Origin of the sequence: uncultured Stenotrophomonas sp. (assembly GCF_963519925.1) — a bacterium.
GTDB classification, from domain to species: Bacteria; Pseudomonadota; Gammaproteobacteria; order Xanthomonadales; family Xanthomonadaceae; genus Stenotrophomonas; species Stenotrophomonas maltophilia_AE.
The window spans coordinates 26,511-41,092 of sequence record NZ_CAUQPH010000025.1 but is presented as its reverse complement, the minus strand read 5'-3'; the positions used below and the strand labels follow the sequence as shown (position 1 = coordinate 41,092).

The following is a 14,582-nucleotide window of genomic DNA, read 5'->3' as shown; positions in this document are numbered from 1 at the left end:
CGGCGGCACCGCGCTGGGCGGCCGCTGCCGTACCGGCCTGGGAGGCGTCCGCTGCCGGCAGCCCGTGGCCCAGGCCGTCGATCAGGGTCACCCCTACCGACTGCGCGTCCGCACGCAGGTGCCAGGCGTCGCCGCAGGCATCTTCATGGTGCATGGCCAGCCGCAGCGCGCCGTAGGGAACATCCACGTCGCGCGCGGCGCGGCTCGGGTAGATCCGGGCGACCACCACGCAGCCCTTGTCGTCGGACCATACCTCGAGCACGCCGGCCTGGCGCTGGATGGCACCGAGCCCGAGGCCCTGGGTGCCGCCGGTGGAGTAACCGTCCGGCAGGGCCTGGGCCAGCGAAAAGCCCGGCCCGGCATCCAGCGTGACCAGCTCGATGCCCTCGCCGCCGCGGCCGCACACCACCGACAGGTACATGCGTCCGCCGCGCCCGTGCTTGATCACATTGGTGGCCAGCTCGGTGGCGGCCAGGGCTACGCGGCCGGCGTCCATGGCATCGAATCCGATGGCGTCGGCCATGCCAAGCGCTTCGCGCCGGGCCTGCCCCACCTGCGAGACTTCTTCCACGACCACGACCCGGGTGACGCGGCCGGAGAAATTCAGATCCATTTGGTGATGGCAACCCGCGTGCCCTTGCCGGGCGCACTGTCCAGTTCGAATTCGTCCACCAGCCGCCGCGAGCCGGACAGGCCCAGGCCCATGCCACTGCCGGAGGACCAGCCATCGGTCAGCGCCTGCGCGGTATCGGGGATGCCCGGACCATGGTCGATGAAGACCAGGCGCAGGCCACGACGCAGGCCCGACTCCACCACACTCCACTCCATGCTGCCGCCACCGCCATAGATGACCGCATTGCGGGCCAGTTCACTGGCGGCGGTGACCAGCTTGGTCTGGTCGATCAGGCGCAGCTTGCATGCCACCGCGGCCTGGCGGGCGGCCTGGCGTGCCAGCACCACGTCCTGTTCGACCAGGATCGGCAGCGACCCCTGCACGGCGGTCATGGCGCGTCTTCGTCGTTGCGCTGCTGCAGCAGCTTCATGCCGCGCTCGACATTGAGCGCGGTCTGCACATTGGCCAGGGTCAGGCCCAGTTCCACCAGGGTGATCGCCACGGCCGGCTGCATGCCGACCACCACGGTCCTGGCGTCCATGATGCTGGCCAGCGCGGAAATGGTGGAGATCATTCGGCCGATGAACGAGTCGACGATGTCCAGCGCCGAGATGTCGATCAGCACGCCACGCGCCGAGGTCTTCTGGATACGGTCGCTCAGGTCGTCCTGCAGGGTCAGCGCAAGCTGGTCATGCATGTCCACCTGGATGGTCACCAGGAGCAGATCGCCCATCTGCAGGATCGGGATACGATCCATTTCAGACGGCGGCCTTGGTGACCGTCTGGCCGGTGCGCTTGAGCGCCAGTGCCAGTGCGTCGGCCAGGTTGGCCTTGGTGACGATGCCCTGCAGGTCCAGGCCCAGGTGGACGATGGTCTGCGCGATCTGCGGACGTACGCCGCTGATGATCGCGTCGGCGCCCATCAGGCGGATGGCGGTCACCGTCTTGAGCAGGTGCTGGGCCACCAGCGTGTCCACGGTGGGGACGCCGGTGATGTCGATGATGGCGATTTCCGACCCGGTATCGACGATCCGCTGCAGCAGCGATTCCATCACCACCTGGGTGCGCTGCGAATCCAGCGTGCCGATCATCGGCAGCGCCAGCACGCCTTCCCACAGCTTCACCACCGGGGTGGACAGTTCCAGCATTTCTTCCTGCTGGCGCTGGATCACGTCTTCGCGGGTCTTCTGGTACACCTTGACGCTATGCAGGCCCAGGCCGTCGATCAATTCGGAGATCGCCCACAGCTGGTCGCCCAACACCTTCGGGTCATCGGCCAGCTGCTGCTGGGCCAGCTCGAACAGGGGACGCTTGAGCGAGAACAGGAAGCTGGCGGTTTCGGCCGAGCTGAAGCCCTTGAGCACGCGTTCGCGCGAAAGCTGTTCGAGGAAATGGCGAAGCTCCTGCCATTCGCTGCCGGCCACGCCGGCACCGGAGGTGGTCAGCGCCGCCTGGAACAGGCGCCAGAACTCGCGCACCTGGGTGTCGACCTCACGGGCAGACAAGCGGCTGTCCTGGCTCTGGCCGGTTGCGGCAAGCTGTTCCACCCACTGCGCCACGACGGCGTCCTGGTGGCTGCGGATGAGGTCGATCGTGCGCTGCTGCAAAGCCGCCATGGGAGTGGTTTCCTGGTGGGAAGGTGGGAAAGCCCCGCCACGAGGACGTGACGGGGCTTGGTTTCACCTGAGCTTAAATGAATTCAGGTAGACGGACCATCACGACACCGGATGTCGTGTGAAGGCCGGGTGCACGACCCTGACTGGTTCAGCCAGCGGCCCGGTCCTGGGTGCCTTCGCGGGCCGCGGCGGACCTGCGCCGCCGCACGGCCAGTACCTGCCCCACCACGGCGGTCAACAGGATCAGCGAATTCGTGACCACGAACACGACCGATCCCAGCAACGCGCTGTAGGCGATGAACAATACCGAGGCGGTGATCTGGCCAACGAACAACCAGGTCGAGACGCCCTCCACCGAGCCGGCCTGGTGCTGCTTGACGATCTGCCGGACCAGCGTGGCGATCAGCACCACGGTGGCGGCCCAGCCCAGCAGATCGGCCGGCTGTTGCATCACTCCGGCACCAGCTGGGTGGGGCGCAGCGGACCACCCGCCCCCAGTACCTCACGCTCGAGCGCGCGCAGGAAACTGCTGAAGCCATGCGGCGCACGGGCGCTGCGACGAGCGCTGGTGGCGACCACCGGCCGCGCCAGCCAGGCAATGCGGGCACCGCTGCCGGCCAGCGCCTCCACCAACGCGACATCCTCACCGGTGCTGAGCGCCGGAAAACCGCCGACGGCGCGGTACGCTGCGGCACTCAGGCCGAGGTTGGCGCCGTGCACATGGCGGTGGCCGTCCTGCATCACCTCGCGGCGGGAAAATGCACGACGCACCCCCTCGGGATAGTCGAGCCAGTCGGTGACCTCCACCACGCCACAGAACGCGTCGGCGCCGCAGCTGAGCTGCCGCCACAGCCAGTCCGGCGGCACTTCGGTGTCGGCGTCGGTACTGGCGATCCAGCGTGCACCGCGCGCCAGCGCGTGCTCGACCGCGGCCGCGCGCGCGGTGCCCACGCAGCGGGCGGCCACTTCCAGCGTCACCGCACCGTGCGCGGCGCACACCGCAGCGGTGTCGTCGGTGCAGGCATCCAACGCCACCACGGTGAGAACGGCTTCGCCGCGCAGCCGGGGGTCCGCCGCCGCGATGGCGATGGACGCCAGGCAGCGCCCGATGGCATGCGCTTCGTCGTGTGCGGGAACGATCACGGCGATCATCGCAGTCCCTCCCGGCGCGCCACGCTGATCGGATCGGCACTCCAGCCCTGCAGCAGCATGTCGGCGTCCTGGTAGCAGAAGGCCTCTTCCAGGCCCCGGGCAAAGGCGCGGTGTACCTGCGCGGCAGGGGTGAGCGCCTCCGCGAACGGGTGCACCCAGTGGCAGGCCAGCAGCAGCCCATCGTCGGCCAGGCTGGCGCGCAGCTTCGCGGCCATGGTCACCACGTCCTGCGGCGCCAGGTAGTAGCCCACTTCGCTGACCACGATCAGGTCGAAGCGGCCCTGCGGCCATTGGGCGGGGTGGCTGGCCTGCTCGAGCCGGACGTGGGCGTGCGCCTGCGTCGACACCGCGGCCTCGGCCAGTGCCGCTGCGCTGAGGTCGGTGGCCAGCAGGGCATCGCAGCGCACGGCCAGTTCGGCGGTCAGCACGCCATTCGAACAGCCCAGTTCCCAGGCATTCCGGTAACGCTGACGCGTCAGGCAGGCCAGGGTAAGCGCGCGCTTGCGTGCTTCATACCAGCGGTTGCGGTACTGGAACGGATCGGGGCGCTGGTAGATCTGCTCGAAGTAGGCGGCGGTGTTCATCCGATCAGTACCTCGAAGGGGCGCCTGAACCGGGCCAAGACGTGGCCGGGCAACACCGGATCGCAGTCCAGCCCGGGCACTTCACCCGTCTGCGTGGCAAAGGCCGCCATCGCCCGCTGCTTGCGCGCCTGTGCATCCGCGTCCAGCGCGATGCGCTGGGCGTTTGGCCACGGCGCTGCGGATGCGGCCGGATCCAGCCAGTGCCAGGCCCATACCGGGTACTGCAGGAACCGCGCCCCGGCGCGGGCGGCCGCCTCGCGGGCAGCGCGGCCGGCCGCTTCGTGGTCGGGGTGGGCGTCGTGCACCCATGGCGCTACCACCACGGCGCCGGGCGACAGCCGTGCAACGAGGTGGGACACCAGCTCCGTTTCGTGCGCCGCGATGCCGCCGTCCGGCAGGCCAAGCGCGGTGGCGTGGGTGGCGTCCATGCCCAGTGCCTGCATGGCGCTGGCCAGTTCACGCCGCCGGGCATCGCGCAGACGCGCCGCCGGCCACGTTGGATGATCGGGATAACAGGCTTCGCCGTCGCTGACGGAGACCACGTGCACGATGCAGCCCAGCGCCATCGCTGCCTGCATGAGGCCGCCACAGCCCAGCACCTCGTCATCCGGGTGTGGCGAGACCACCACCAGGCACCGGGCATCGCGCAACACCGCCGCGGCCTCGACCAGCGGCAATGCGGACAGCCAAGCGCAGCCCTGCCACGCCGATTCGGGCGTGCCACGACCCTCGATGCGCACGGCTACAGCGTCCATGGGCCCTCCTGGCGCTGGATCGCCCGTCCCAGGTCGGCCCAGTCGCGATCGGCGTGGCTCTGGCGGATGAACACGGTGAGGTCGGCCCAGCGCTGGGCGTGGCCCGGGTCCAGGCACATGGGGGCAGGGCCCAGCGCACGACCCACCGCGTCCAGTACCTGCATGCACGCGCGCTCGACCACGCTGCGCGCACGTATGACATCGAATCGATGCGGCTGCGAAGGCATCGCATCGATCCACGCCGCCAGTTCGCGCAGCAGTGCCGCCGACGACTGCAGCGCCATGTCCACCTGGCCCAGCAGCGCGGCCGCCTGGGCGTCGTCTTCCACGCGCGGCGAGCGTTGCAGCGGGGCCGCCAACGCCACGGCGGCGCCATACCAGCAGGCTGCGATGCCGGCGCCCCCGTGCCAGAAGCCCGGGCGCGCCAGATAAGCGCCGGGTGCGCCCACCGGCTCGGCGCGTACCTGGTCGAACTGCACCGTGCCGCTTGGAATCCCGCGCATGCCGGTCGCATGCCAGCTCTGCGGCTGCAGCAGCACGCCCGGAGCATCGGTGCGCAGGCAGACCAACCGGGAACCGTCGCCACAGCGCGCCGTGACCAGCGCCACGTCGACCAGGCCGGCACCCGAGCACCACGGCTTGGCGCCGCTGACCGTGCCGGTCTCCTCGTCATAGCACAACGTCGCCTGGGGGCCTTCCGCCGCCCAGACCGCGGCAAGCGTTCCCGCGCCCAGCGCGGTCTGGTGCAGGTCGGCCAGGATGGCCTGGGCGTCGTAGTGCGCCTCCATCACCTTCGCCACGCACAGGTCGCGGCCGGCGATGGCCGCCAGCGCACGCCAACGCTCCAGGGTATGCCCGCGTCCGGGAAGCGGCAGCGTGGGCTGGCGGGCCAACACCTCGCGTGCCGCCGACGCCAGCGCCGGCGCTGCATGTTCGGAAATCTGATCCATGTAGAAAGCGTGCGACCGTGGTCTTGGGGCGGGTCCAGCAAGGGATACCTCCCCCGGCGTGGCCGGACGGTGACCGCGATGTGTCCGCACCGTGCAGCGGCCGCGGACGCCGCCCTCACCTTGGCGAGCCCAAGCTGCAGGCCTTCCCGTCACTGCAAGAGGCTTTCCATGACCGCCCCCGACACCAACCCGCTGGAAGGCAAGGACGACCAGCAGAAGGCGCATACGCCGGACAAGCTTCGCAACGACGAGGCGAAGTGGAAGGACAAGGACATGCCGGAGCAGGACACCACCGCCAAGCCGCAGGACTACGAGCGCCCCAAGCCCTGAGGGAGCGCTCGCGCCGTCGTCCCTCACGGAGCGGGGCGCACTGATATGCGAAGCTATATGGGCGAGCCTCGAACCGCGGCGTGACCACCACGCCCGGTGCACGGGGCCTGCGGTGTTTGAGCAGCATCTCTTGGTAACGGTACCCGATGGGGGTCAACGAATGTCGTCCTGGAAAGTGAGTGAACCCGCGTTGGATCTCAACAGCTGTGCCAGAGAGCCGATTCGGACGCCGGGCGCCATCCAACCCTACGGCGTGTTGCTCGTCCTGGACCCTTCAAGCCTGCTGGTCAAAGAGCGTGCGCTTTCGCATCCGGACCTGATCGAACGTTTCGGCGACCCCCTCGGCCAGCCGGTGGAGGTCGTACTGGGCGGCACGCTGGCGGCCTGCCGCCCGGTCATCCAGGCGCTGGCGCCGGGTACCTCGCAGTTCCTCGGCTCCCACCCGGTCGGTGACCACGGCAGGCACCACGCGCTCGCGCACCGGCACGGCAACGACCTCATCATCGAGCTGGAAGCCCCCGTGGCCGGGGAACCGGGATCGCTGGAAGACCTGTACCCGGCGATCCGCCGCTTCATGGGCGCCATCGAGCGGGTCGGCAGTACCCAGGAACTGTGCGAGCTGGCCGCGGTGCAGATCCGCGAGCTGACCGGCTTCGACCGCACCCTGGTGTACCAGTTCGACAAGGAGTGGAACGGCGCGGTGGTGGCCGAGGATGGCAACGGGGTCCTGCCCAGCTATCTCGACCTGCGCTTCCCCGAATCGGACATTCCCGCGCAGGCCCGTGAGCTGTACCGGCAGAACCGGGTCCGCCTGATCGCCGACAGCGATTACCAGGCCGTTCCGCTGGAGCGCGAGGCCGCCCACGCCGATGCGCCGCCGACCGATCTTTCTCCTTCGATGCTGCGCAGTGTCTCGCCGGTGCACCTGCAGTACATGCGCAACATGGGCACCGGCGCGTCGATGTCGGTATCGCTGCTGCGCGAAGGCGAGTTGTGGGGGCTGATTTCCTGCCACAACCAGGCACCCAAGCGCGTGGCGTACCACGTGCGCACGGCCTGCGAGTTCATCGGCCAGATCCTGTCGCTGCAGATCGCGCTGAAGGAACGCGCGGCCATGGTCGAAGAGCGCATCGGCCGTCGCGCGTTCCAGGTACGCCTGCTCGGGCGCATGGCCGGCGACCAGGATTTCATGGCCGCACTCGGACGCGACCAGCAGAGCCTGCTGGCGCTGACCCAGTCCGCGGGTGCGGCGATCGTGCATCGCGGCGAATGCATCCTGCATGGTGAGTGCCCGACCGAGCAGCAGGTGATGTCGCTGGTGCAGTGGCTGGCCGCGCAGCAGCATGAGGGTGACCTGGTCTGCACCGACCGCTTGCCGCTGGACTGGCAACCCGCCGAGGCCTTCGCCGATGTTGCCAGCGGCGTGCTTGCCATTTCCATTTCCCAGATCCATGACAGCTACGTGCTCTGGTTCCGGCCCGAGGTGGTGCGCACCGTGCGCTGGGGCGGCGACCCGCGCAAGGAAGACACCGGCCTGCCGCTGTCGCCGCGCACGTCGTTCGAGGGCTGGAAGGAAACCGTGCAGCGCCAGTCGTTGCCGTGGAACGATGTGGACCGCGACGCCGCACTGGAACTGCGTACCGCCATCGTCGATATCGTGCTGCGCAAGGCAGAAGAACTCGCCGCACTCAATGAACAGCTCCTGCGCAGCAACAAGGAGCTGGAAGCCTTCTCCTATTCGGTCAGCCATGACCTGCGTGCCGCCCTTCCGCCACATCGTGGGGTATTCGGAGCTGCTGTGGGCGTCGGCCGGCGAAAGACTAAACGATTCAGAAAAGAGATTTCTCGACACCATCGTCGAATCGGCACAATCGGCGGGAACACTGGTTGACGACCTGCTCAGCTTCTCGCAGATGGGCAGGTCCACGATGGGTCAGATCGCAATGGACATGACCGCCCTGGTCGAGGACGTCCGCCACAAACTGGACATGGAGTACAGCGGCCGCACCATTCGCTGGGTGGTGCCCCATCTGCCGCGCGTTCAGGCCGACCCGGGCATGCTGCGCCTGGTCTGGCAGAACCTGCTGTCCAACGCGATCAAGTTCACCCGCGATACGGCCGACCCGGTCATTGAAGTCGGCTGCTACCGCACCGACACCGAGAACGTGTTCTACGTGCAGGACAACGGCTGCGGTTTCGACATGCGCTACGTGGACAAGCTCTTCGGCGTGTTCCAGCGCCTGCACCATGCCGACGAGTACGAAGGCACCGGCATCGGCCTGGCCAACGTGCACCGCATCATCACCCGCCACGGCGGCAGGACCTGGGCGGAAGGACAGGTAGGCGTGGGCGCCAAATTCTATTTCAGCATTCCCTTTGCTAGTGGAGACAAAGTATGAGAGATCTGCGGCCGATTCTGCTCGTGGAAGACAATCCGAAGGACGCTGAGCTGACGTTGGCTGCACTAGCCCGTTGCCAGCTGCTGAACGATGTCACCCATGTGCGGGACGGTGTGGAAGCACTGGAGTACCTGCGTGCGGAGGGCCGATACGAGGGCGCCATGCACGGGGGGCCGGTGGTGGTCCTGCTGGACCTGAAACTGCCCAAGCTCAATGGGCTGGAAGTACTGCGGGAAATCCGCGCCGATGCGGCAATCAGCAGCACGCCGGTGGTGATGCTCACCTCTTCGCGCGAGGAGCAGGACCTTATCCGCAGTTACGAACTGGGGGTAAACGCATTCGTGGTCAAGCCGGTCGACTTCAAGGAATTCCTGGAAGCCATCCAGGGCCTGGGCATGTTCTGGGGCATCACCAACCAACCGCCGCCGCATGGCACGCTGTTCGGCGCCAAGAGTCGAAAAGATGGCTGAGGATGCAACCGGCAGGTCGATCCGCATCCTGATGGTGGAAGACAGCGCGCTGGATGCAGAGCTGATCACCCTGCAGCTCAGCCGTGCCGGCCTGCCGTTCACGGTCGAACGCACCTGGTCCGACCAGGGCATGCGCGATGCACTGGCCACGCAGCAGTTCGACGTGATCCTGGCCGACCATGTGCTGCCCGGTTTCAGTGGCGACCTGGCCCTGGTGCTGGCGGGCGAGCTGGCCCCTGAAGTGCCTTTCATCTTCGTCTCCGGCACCTTGACCGAAGAGTTGGCGGTGGAAGCGCTCAAGCGCGGCGCGCGCGATTACGTGGTCAAGTCGCGGCTGCAGCGACTGCCCGAAGCTGTGCTGCGCGCGATCAGGGAAGCCCAGGAGCGCCGCCGCCTGCGCCGGGTGGAGAGCGAACTGCAGGAAAGCAGCCAGCGCCTGCGCCTCATCACCGATTCGCTGCCGGCCCTGATCGCGTACCTGGACCGCGGGCACCGTTACCGGTTCGCCAACCAAGCCTACGTCGAATGGCATGGCATGGCACCGGAAGACGTGGTCGGCCTGCATGCCCGCGACCTGGTCGGGGACGACGGCTTCCAGCTGCTGCAGGAGCACTTCGACAAGGTGCTGTCCGGCCAGAAGGTCAGCTTCGAGGCCCTCACCCACCGCCGCGCAGGCGCCCCGCGCCACGCCCAGGTGGACTTCGTTCCCGAGCTGGATGCCGACGGGTCGGTCATGGGCTACTACGCCATGGCGCGCGACATCACCGAGCTCAAACACGCCCAGGCGTTGCTGAAGGCGAGCAACGAATCGCTGGAGCGGCAGGTAAGCGAACGCACCTCTGCCCTGCACCGCAGCGAAAGCCGGCTGCAGGCCCTGTTCGAGTCCAGCTTCCAGCATCAGAACCTGCTGACCCTGGACGGTCGCATCATCGACACCAACTCCGCTTCGCTGGCCGCCATCCTGGCCAGCAAGGACGAGGTGCGGGGCGCCGTTTATTGCGAGTCGGCCTGGTTCGCCGATACCGACGGCGTGCCAGCCATCGTCTGCCAGGCCGTGCTCGAGGCGGCCGCCGGCAATGCGTCCCGCCACGAACTGGAACTGCGCCTGCCGACCGGCGTGCGCACCTTCGAATTTTCGTTCCGGCCGCTGCTCGACCACCAGGGCGCGATCACCGCGGTGGTGTCCGAAGCGGTCGAAACCACCGCGCGCCGCCAGGCCGAGGAAGCTCTGCGCCAGAGCCAGAAGATCGAAGCGGTCGGCCAGCTCACCGGCGGCATCGCGCACGACTTCAACAACATCCTGACCGTGATCGCCGGCAACGTCGAATACGCCAAACTGCTCACCGACCGGCTGGGCGATGCGGCCGGCAATTCCGCGCGCGCGCTGGACAACGCGCTGAAGGGCGTGATGCGTGCGGCCAACGTGACCCAACGGCTGCTCGCCTTTTCGCGCCGCCAGCCGCTCAAGAGCGTGCCGGTGGACCTCAACCTGCAGCTGCGCGACATGCAGGACATGCTGCGGCGCGCGCTCGGCGAGCTGGTGCAGCTGGAAGTGGTGCACAGCCCGGACCTGTGGTGCGTGGAGATCGACCCCAGCCAGCTGGAGGCGTCGGTACTCAACCTTGCGGTCAACGCCCGCGATGCGATGCCGCATGGCGGCCGACTGACCATCGAGGTCGACAACGCCCACCTGGACGAGGACTTCACCACCCAGAACCCCGACGTGCCCGCCGGCCAGTACGTGATGCTGCGCGTGCGCGACAACGGCGAGGGCATGTCGGCCGAGGTGATGGCGCGGGTGTTCGAGCCCTTCTTCACCACCAAGGAAGTCGGCCGCGGCACCGGGCTGGGCCTGTCCATGGTGTACGGCTTTGCCAAGCAGTCCGGCGGCCACGTGGTGCTGGACTCGGTGGTCGGTGTCGGCACCTCGATCACCCTGCTGTTCCCGCGGTCGACCGCCGCGCTGCCGAGCCAGCCGCTCGCCGAGGGATCGGCGCTGGGCGGCTACGAAGCGCAGGACGAGGCCACTGTACTGGTGGCCGAAGACAACGACGACGTCCGCGCCTACACCGTGGATACACTTCGGCAGTTGGGCTATCGCGTGCTGGAAGCGCACGATGGCGCATCGGCAATGCGCCTGCTGGAACGTACCGACGTCGAGGTCGACCTGCTGTTCTCGGACATCGTGATGCCGGGCATGTCCGGTTGGGAGCTGGCCCGGCGCGCGTTGGTGCACCAGCCGGGGCTGCGCGTGCTGTTCACCTCGGGCTATCCGCGCGATATCGACGCCAGCGGGGCGGTCGGTCGCAACGTCGCCATCCTGTCCAAGCCGTTCACCCGCAGCGACCTGGCCGGATCGATCCGACAGTCGCTGCAGGAATTGCCCCGCAGCTGAGCGGAGCGATCCGCGGCCCCGGCATCCCCGGGGCCGCACGCCTGCAATGCAACGGGATCTCAGCCGGCCTGGCCCAGCCGCACCTGCAGATTGTGGATCTCGGCATCGCTGAGCCCGACCGCCTTGAGGAACCCCTGCGCGCCGCCGTACTGCGCGTGCAGCGCATCCAGGAACATCTCCATGTTGGCCGGTGCGGTACCGCCCATCCCGGCCATCTTCCTGGCGATGTCCGGGTGCTGCTGCATCAGCGCCTGCATCTGCGCGTTCATCGCGCTGTCCTTGGGCTGGCCTTCCAGGTAATGCGCCGACACCGCGTAGTTGTGCACGATGTCCGCGCGCGGCACGCCGGCCAGGTCGAGCAGGATGCCGGAGATGACGCCGGTGCGGTCCTTGCCTGCAGTGCAGTGGTACAGCACGGCACCGTCCTGCTGCGCGGCAATGCGCTGGAATACCTGCAGGAACTGCGGCTTGTTGCTGTCCAGCCACTGCACGTAGGCTTCGCCGAGGGTATCCGGGAAGCTGGTCATCATCCTGCCCAGGTCCATTTTCTCGGTACCCATCAGCGAGATGCGCTGGTAGTCGAAGCGCGGGTCCCGGGCCAGCACGTCGGGCGACTGCTGTTCCTCGTCGCCGGTGCGCAGATCGATGTCCAGCTTCACCCCGGCCGCAGCCAGCCGGTCGCGGTCGGCGGCGGTCAGCCGGCTCAGGTCGGCGGTGCGGACGAAGGCCATCGCTGGAATGGGACCGTTGCGTCCCTGCAGGCCAGCGAAGGTGCGCACGTTCCATGCGCCTTCCAGCGGCAGTACGCGCTGCGCGTCCTCGGCTCGCGGGGTGACGTTGGCCGGTGCGGTCGAACGCGGCGCGCCGACAGCAGGCGCAGCCTTGTCGGCGGCGACCGGTGCCGCGGCGGTAGCCAGCAGCGGCGACAGCGCCAGTGCGACGGCCAGGCTCAGGGTGTACGGGTTCATGGCATTCATCTGTGGGCTCCGGGGATCAGAAGTGCACGGCCAGTTCCAGGCCGTAGGTGCGCGGGTCGTTGAAGATGCCGGACTGGCCCAGCGCGGCGTTGTTGAGCTTGTAGAACAGGTGTTCCTCGTCGAGCAGGTTGCGCGCCCACAGCGAAACGTCCAGGCTCGCGCCGTCGGCGTTGAGCGGCATGTCCACCAGGGCCACGCGGGCATTCACAACGAACGAGCTGTCGGTGAGCATCTGGTCGTACTCGCTGGTGTAGTACCCATCCGACCAGTTGCCATCGACGTGGAGTTTCAGCGCCGAGGCGTTGGCGAACGGCACCCAGTAGTCCACCGACGCGCTGCTCGCATGTTGGGGCGCCAACAGCGGCTGCACCGTCACCTCCACCCCGGCACCGAACGGGTCGGTGGTGGTCAGCGCGTCGATGTCGGTATACGCGTGGGTGAAACCGAGGGTGAGGTTGTCCACCGGCATGATGCTGAATTCAAGCTCGGCGCCGCGCGAGGTGCTCCTGCCCTGCGCGTTGGTGGTCACCATGGTGGTGCGGGTTTCGCCACTGTTGGGGTCGAAAGGCAGGGTGAAGTCCATCTGCTTGTGTTCGATCCTGGAGTCGAACAGCGCCAGGTTCAGCCGCGCGCGGTTGTCCCAGAACTGCGACTTGAAGCCCAGCTCGAGCGCGGTGACCTCTTCCGGATCGAAAGCGGTGTAGGTGGTGGAACGCGAGTTCGCGCCGCCGGCCTTGAAGCCGGTGCTGTACTTGGCATACACCATGCTGCTGTCGCCCAGGTCATAGGCCACGTTGAGCATCGGGTCGAAGCGGCCCCAGGCATCGTCGAAGGTCAGTGCGGTGGCCGCACCGTTGACGATGTACAGGCTGCCGTTCTTGTCATCGCGGGTGTAGCGGCCACCAGCGGTGAGGTGCAGCTTGTCCAGCGCGGCAGGCGTCCAGGTTGCCTGCCCGAAGATGCCCAGGCTGTCGGTCCACGCCTTGCTGGCGCGGTCGATGCGCACGTTGGCCAGGTTCAGCGGATTGGTCGCCGGATTGAGCGTGTAGCTGTTGCCGCCCGGCCCCCACAGCAGCATGTTGGGCGTCTGCGCGTTGTCGCCGGCGGTCTCGTGGTAGTAGAACGCGCCGACCAGGTACTGCACCTGCGCGGTATTGCCGACCAGCTGGAACTCCTGGCTGTACTGGTGCTGGTACACCTGGGCCAGGCTGTAGCGACCGAACGGCGTGTTGGCGCCGCCATAGGCGGAGATGGCATCCACCAGGCCCATGTCGAACTGCCCCTGCTCCAGTTCGCGGTAGGAGCTGATCGAGCGGAGGTCCAGGCTGTCGCTCAGCGCCCAGCTCATGTTGAGCAGGTGGCCGCTGGTGCGACCGATGTTGTCCTCCTGCGGCCCACCAAGGATCGAACTGTCGCGACGGTCTTCGCTGGCACCGGCTTTCTGCAGCGGGCTCAGGTAGGCGCCGGGCACCAGCACCTGGGTGTGGTACGGCGTGGTCGCGTCATACGAGCGATCGAACGCGTACAGCGCCGAGAACCTGTCGCTGGGCTCCCACATCGCGCTGATGCGCGCACCGCGCTTGTCGTAGCTGTTGAAGTCCTGTTCGCCGCGCATGGGGTTGTCGGTGGTGCCGCCGCGCTTGGCCTGTACTGCATCGATCTTGACGCTGACATCGCCGACCTTGGGCAGGTCCAGGTGCAGGCCGCTGTTGTAGCCGCTGTAGTTGGACACGCCGGCGCTGACCGTGCCGCCGAATTCGCCGGTCGGCGCCTTGGTGACGATGCTGATCGCGCCACCTTCGGTGTTGCGGCCGAACAGCGTGCCCTGCGGCCCCTTCAGCACCTCGATGCGCTCCACGTCGTAAAGCATGGTGCCCAGGCCCTGCGAACGGCCCAGGAACACGCCGTCCACGTAGACACCCACGCCCGCGTCGCGCGCGGGCTGGTTGGCGTCGCTGGATGCACCGATGCCACGGATGCCGATGTTGAGTGCCGAACTGCGGGTAGCGAACGGGGTCACGCGCAGCGATGGAATCGAGCCATCGGCGAGGCTGCCCAGCGAAATGGCGCTGCGGTCCTTCAGCATGCCCGCATCAAACACGGTCACCGAGATCGGTGTTTCCTGCAGGTTGGTCGCGCGCTTCTGGGCGGTGACCACCACCTGGTCCAGCGCGACCACGTCGGCAGTGGCATCGGTCGGCACGGTCGCGTCGGCGAAGGCCAGCGACGGCAGCACCGCAGCGATGGAGAGGGCAAGCACCTGCCGACGCAGGGCGACACGGGTGAGGGAGAGACGCATGGGGGTCCGGTCATGTGAGGGGTGGGCCAGCCGGCGCAGTCT

At 67.8% G+C, this 14,582-nt stretch carries 16 protein-coding genes; 5 read left to right on the top strand and 11 right to left on the bottom strand.

Annotation, left to right across the window (positions count from 1 at the left end):
* The 9 genes from RWO33_RS07210 to RWO33_RS07170 form a co-directional block, all read right to left on the bottom strand.
* Positions 1-613: ATP-binding protein (locus tag RWO33_RS07210; protein WP_314103682.1), on the bottom strand; the 613-nt coding region annotated here is incomplete at its 3' end.
* Positions 604-1,005, bottom strand: coding sequence for an ATP-binding protein (locus RWO33_RS07205; RefSeq protein WP_145479093.1), 402 nt, complete (start codon positions 1,003-1,005; stop codon positions 604-606). The genes RWO33_RS07205 and RWO33_RS07210, both read right to left, overlap by 10 nt.
* Positions 1,002-1,370 carry an STAS domain-containing protein gene (locus tag RWO33_RS07200; protein ID WP_314103680.1) on the bottom strand — a complete coding sequence of 123 codons (369 nt, stop codon included), beginning with the start codon at positions 1,368-1,370 and terminating at the stop codon, positions 1,002-1,004. The genes RWO33_RS07205 and RWO33_RS07200 overlap by 4 nt, the downstream gene beginning before the upstream one ends.
* A gap of 1 nt (position 1,371) precedes the next feature.
* The gene (locus tag RWO33_RS07195) at positions 1,372-2,229 is read right to left on the bottom strand and encodes an STAS domain-containing protein (protein ID WP_314103677.1); all 858 of its coding nucleotides are present in this window, start codon (positions 2,227-2,229) and stop codon (positions 1,372-1,374) included.
* Between the two features lie 148 nt (positions 2,230-2,377).
* Complete coding sequence (locus RWO33_RS07190) at positions 2,378-2,680, bottom strand: PQ-loop repeat-containing protein (protein WP_145479090.1); 303 nt, start codon at positions 2,678-2,680, stop codon at positions 2,378-2,380.
* On the bottom strand, positions 2,680-3,381 hold the full coding sequence (locus RWO33_RS07185; RefSeq protein ID WP_314103675.1) for a glycosyltransferase family 2 protein: 702 nt from the start codon (positions 3,379-3,381) through the stop codon (positions 2,680-2,682). Before RWO33_RS07185 ends, RWO33_RS07190 begins: the two co-directional genes overlap by 1 nt.
* Entirely contained in the window at positions 3,378-3,965 is a 588-nt protein-coding gene (locus RWO33_RS07180) for an SAM-dependent methyltransferase (RefSeq protein WP_314103672.1), read from the bottom strand. The genes RWO33_RS07185 and RWO33_RS07180 overlap by 4 nt, the downstream gene beginning before the upstream one ends.
* The gene (locus RWO33_RS07175; protein WP_314103669.1) at positions 3,962-4,720 is read right to left on the bottom strand and encodes a PIG-L family deacetylase; all 759 of its coding nucleotides are present in this window, start codon (positions 4,718-4,720) and stop codon (positions 3,962-3,964) included. Before RWO33_RS07175 ends, RWO33_RS07180 begins: the two co-directional genes overlap by 4 nt.
* Positions 4,708-5,670, bottom strand: a complete 963-nt coding sequence (locus tag RWO33_RS07170; protein ID WP_145479086.1) for an acyl-CoA dehydrogenase family protein — start codon at positions 5,668-5,670, stop codon at positions 4,708-4,710. The genes RWO33_RS07175 and RWO33_RS07170 overlap by 13 nt, the downstream gene beginning before the upstream one ends.
* A gap of 168 nt (positions 5,671-5,838) precedes the next feature.
* Between RWO33_RS07170 and RWO33_RS07165 the strand changes: the two genes are divergently transcribed.
* The 5 genes from RWO33_RS07165 (at position 5,839) to RWO33_RS07145 (ending at position 11,264) form a co-directional block, all read left to right on the top strand.
* Positions 5,839-6,000 (top strand): hypothetical protein, encoded by a 162-nt coding sequence (locus tag RWO33_RS07165; RefSeq protein ID WP_314103666.1) that lies wholly within the window; start codon positions 5,839-5,841, stop codon positions 5,998-6,000.
* A gap of 253 nt (positions 6,001-6,253) precedes the next feature.
* Complete coding sequence (locus RWO33_RS07160) at positions 6,254-7,891, top strand: GAF domain-containing protein (RefSeq protein ID WP_314103664.1); 1,638 nt, start codon at positions 6,254-6,256, stop codon at positions 7,889-7,891.
* Complete coding sequence (locus RWO33_RS07155; protein ID WP_343229907.1) at positions 7,779-8,399, top strand: ATP-binding protein; 621 nt, start codon at positions 7,779-7,781, stop codon at positions 8,397-8,399. Before RWO33_RS07160 ends, RWO33_RS07155 begins: the two co-directional genes overlap by 113 nt.
* The gene (locus RWO33_RS07150; RefSeq protein ID WP_145479084.1) at positions 8,396-8,869 is read left to right on the top strand and encodes a response regulator; all 474 of its coding nucleotides are present in this window, start codon (positions 8,396-8,398) and stop codon (positions 8,867-8,869) included. The genes RWO33_RS07155 and RWO33_RS07150 overlap by 4 nt, the downstream gene beginning before the upstream one ends.
* Positions 8,862-11,264 carry a PAS domain-containing protein gene (locus RWO33_RS07145; RefSeq protein ID WP_314103659.1) on the top strand — a complete coding sequence of 801 codons (2,403 nt, stop codon included), beginning with the start codon at positions 8,862-8,864 and terminating at the stop codon, positions 11,262-11,264. The genes RWO33_RS07150 and RWO33_RS07145 overlap by 8 nt, the downstream gene beginning before the upstream one ends.
* A 59-nt stretch (positions 11,265-11,323) precedes the next feature.
* Here RWO33_RS07145 and RWO33_RS07140 read toward each other — a convergent pair whose 3' ends face one another.
* Positions 11,324-12,241, bottom strand: a complete 918-nt coding sequence (locus RWO33_RS07140) for a tyrosine-protein phosphatase (protein ID WP_314103657.1) — start codon at positions 12,239-12,241, stop codon at positions 11,324-11,326.
* Positions 12,242-12,257: 16 nt separating this feature from the next.
* Positions 12,258-14,540, bottom strand: coding sequence for a TonB-dependent receptor (locus RWO33_RS07135; RefSeq protein ID WP_314103655.1), 2,283 nt, complete (start codon positions 14,538-14,540; stop codon positions 12,258-12,260).
* Positions 14,541-14,582: the final 42 nt, after the last annotated feature.

Excerpts from the sequence above, each read along its gene's own strand:
- RWO33_RS07205 (WP_145479093.1), bottom strand. The coding sequence starts at position 1,005 with ATGACCGCCGTGCAGGGGTCGCTGCCGATCCTGGTCGAACAGGACGTG.
- RWO33_RS07135 (WP_314103655.1), bottom strand. The coding sequence starts at position 14,540 with ATGCGTCTCTCCCTCACCCGTGTCGCCCTGCGTCGGCAGGTGCTTGCC.
- RWO33_RS07175 (WP_314103669.1), bottom strand. The coding sequence starts at position 4,720 with ATGGACGCTGTAGCCGTGCGCATCGAGGGTCGTGGCACGCCCGAATCG.
- RWO33_RS07150 (WP_145479084.1), top strand. The coding sequence starts at position 8,396 with ATGAGAGATCTGCGGCCGATTCTGCTCGTGGAAGACAATCCGAAGGAC.
- RWO33_RS07195 (WP_314103677.1), bottom strand. The coding sequence starts at position 2,229 with ATGGCGGCTTTGCAGCAGCGCACGATCGACCTCATCCGCAGCCACCAG.
- RWO33_RS07190 (WP_145479090.1), bottom strand. The coding sequence starts at position 2,680 with ATGCAACAGCCGGCCGATCTGCTGGGCTGGGCCGCCACCGTGGTGCTG.
- RWO33_RS07200 (WP_314103680.1), bottom strand. The coding sequence starts at position 1,370 with ATGGATCGTATCCCGATCCTGCAGATGGGCGATCTGCTCCTGGTGACC.
- RWO33_RS07180 (WP_314103672.1), bottom strand. The coding sequence starts at position 3,965 with ATGAACACCGCCGCCTACTTCGAGCAGATCTACCAGCGCCCCGATCCG.
- RWO33_RS07165 (WP_314103666.1), top strand. The coding sequence starts at position 5,839 with ATGACCGCCCCCGACACCAACCCGCTGGAAGGCAAGGACGACCAGCAG.
- RWO33_RS07170 (WP_145479086.1), bottom strand. The coding sequence starts at position 5,670 with ATGGATCAGATTTCCGAACATGCAGCGCCGGCGCTGGCGTCGGCGGCA.
- RWO33_RS07185 (WP_314103675.1), bottom strand. The coding sequence starts at position 3,381 with ATGATCGCCGTGATCGTTCCCGCACACGACGAAGCGCATGCCATCGGG.
- RWO33_RS07140 (WP_314103657.1), bottom strand. The coding sequence starts at position 12,241 with ATGAATGCCATGAACCCGTACACCCTGAGCCTGGCCGTCGCACTGGCG.
- RWO33_RS07145 (WP_314103659.1), top strand. The coding sequence starts at position 8,862 with ATGGCTGAGGATGCAACCGGCAGGTCGATCCGCATCCTGATGGTGGAA.